Origin of the sequence: Tsukamurella conjunctivitidis, assembly GCF_007858475.1 — a bacterium.
In the GTDB taxonomy this organism is placed as follows: domain Bacteria; phylum Actinomycetota; class Actinomycetes; order Mycobacteriales; family Mycobacteriaceae; genus Tsukamurella; species Tsukamurella conjunctivitidis.
In genome coordinates this window covers 1-1,307 of the sequence record NZ_VIGX01000043.1, presented here as the reverse complement: position 1 = coordinate 1,307, position 1,307 = coordinate 1, and the positions used below count along the sequence as shown (strand labels likewise).

The window sequence follows — 1,307 nt, the reverse complement described above, 5'->3', positions numbered from 1 at the left end:
GGTGGACCGGCTGCTACCCGGGGATCAGCGCGTTCGGAGGCTATGCCGCGACGGGGATGGCACGCGTCCTGGGTCGAGCCCTGATGACGCGCACCGGGGACCAGCGCGACTGGCTCGGACAGCGCCGAGGGTGGCGCCAGTTCCTCGACGCGCAGATCCCCCACCAGCCAGTCCTCGTGACCGCGGGTCACGCCCGCACTCTGACCTTCGCCGACTCCGGCGGCTACATCGACATCACCCTCACCGGCCACGGCCTGACACCCGGCTGGCACGAGGCCACACTGCAGGTCCTCCATGCGGGCGACGTCCGCGCGGCTGGCATTCACGAGGACGAGACCCCACCGGGTGGGCGAGCACTCTCCCCGGGGACACATCCCAGGACCGGTCGACTGCGCGCAGGAGCTCCCACCCACGTGCCATTGCGGGTGGTCGGGGAGGGCGAACACCTGGGGATCGTCTCCGACATAGACGACACCGTGATGGTCTCAATGGTGCCCAGGCTCCTGGTCGCCGTGAAGCATGCGTTCCTGGACAGGGTCTCCTCCCGAGAGGCCGTTCCAGGAATGTCCAGGATGATGAGGCGCCTCGCCCGCGCGGCAGGTCGGCGCCAACATGTGCCGGGGACTGACCCCTCGACCCTGCCAGCGGAGATCCTCCCTGCTCCCGTCATCTATCTGTCCACCGGCGCGTGGAACGTGGTACCCACGGTGCGCGACTTCCTGGCCCGACTGCACTACCCGCGCGGAGCGTTTCTCATGACGGACTTCGGGCCGTCCAACTCCGGCTGGTTCCGATCTGGTCCGGAGCACAAGCGTCGGGAGCTGCGCCGCCTTGCCACCGACCTGCCTCAGGTCCGCTGGATTCTGGTCGGGGACGACGGACAACGCGACCCCGCCATCTACGCAGAGTTCGCCCGCGAGCACCCCGACCGCGTCGCGGGCATCGCCATCCGGTCCCTGTCCGAACTGGAGCAGGTCCTGGCCCACGGCTCTCGCGTGCCCTTGGTGCCCGATGCCCTGTGGTCTGTGCCTGCAGAGATCCCCGTGTGGTACGGACGGACAGGTGAGGAACTGCTGGCAAGCATGCGCCGGGGAGGGATCGACCGCAGTCTGGCACCGGAAGGCTGACGTGGGAGGTCCGGCGCCCGTCGCCGCAGGGCTGACGAGGGCGACCCGCTGAACCTCGTGACATATACCCCATAGGGGTATAACGTGGAGGCATGAGCGAGACACACGACGACCGCAGCTCACAGGATCCACACACCGAAACCACTCCAGGACGCAGCCACCTCCGGCACGGTGCCCACG

1 protein-coding gene is annotated in these 1,307 nt (G+C 68.6%); it reads left to right on the top strand.

Translation table 11 applies throughout. The annotated features are described in order from the left end of the window. Nucleotides 1-1,127 (top strand): App1 family protein phosphatidate phosphatase (locus FK530_RS24215; RefSeq protein WP_146489406.1); only part of this gene is annotated, 1,127 nt, incomplete at its 5' end. Between the last annotated feature and the right edge of the window lie 180 nt (nt 1,128-1,307).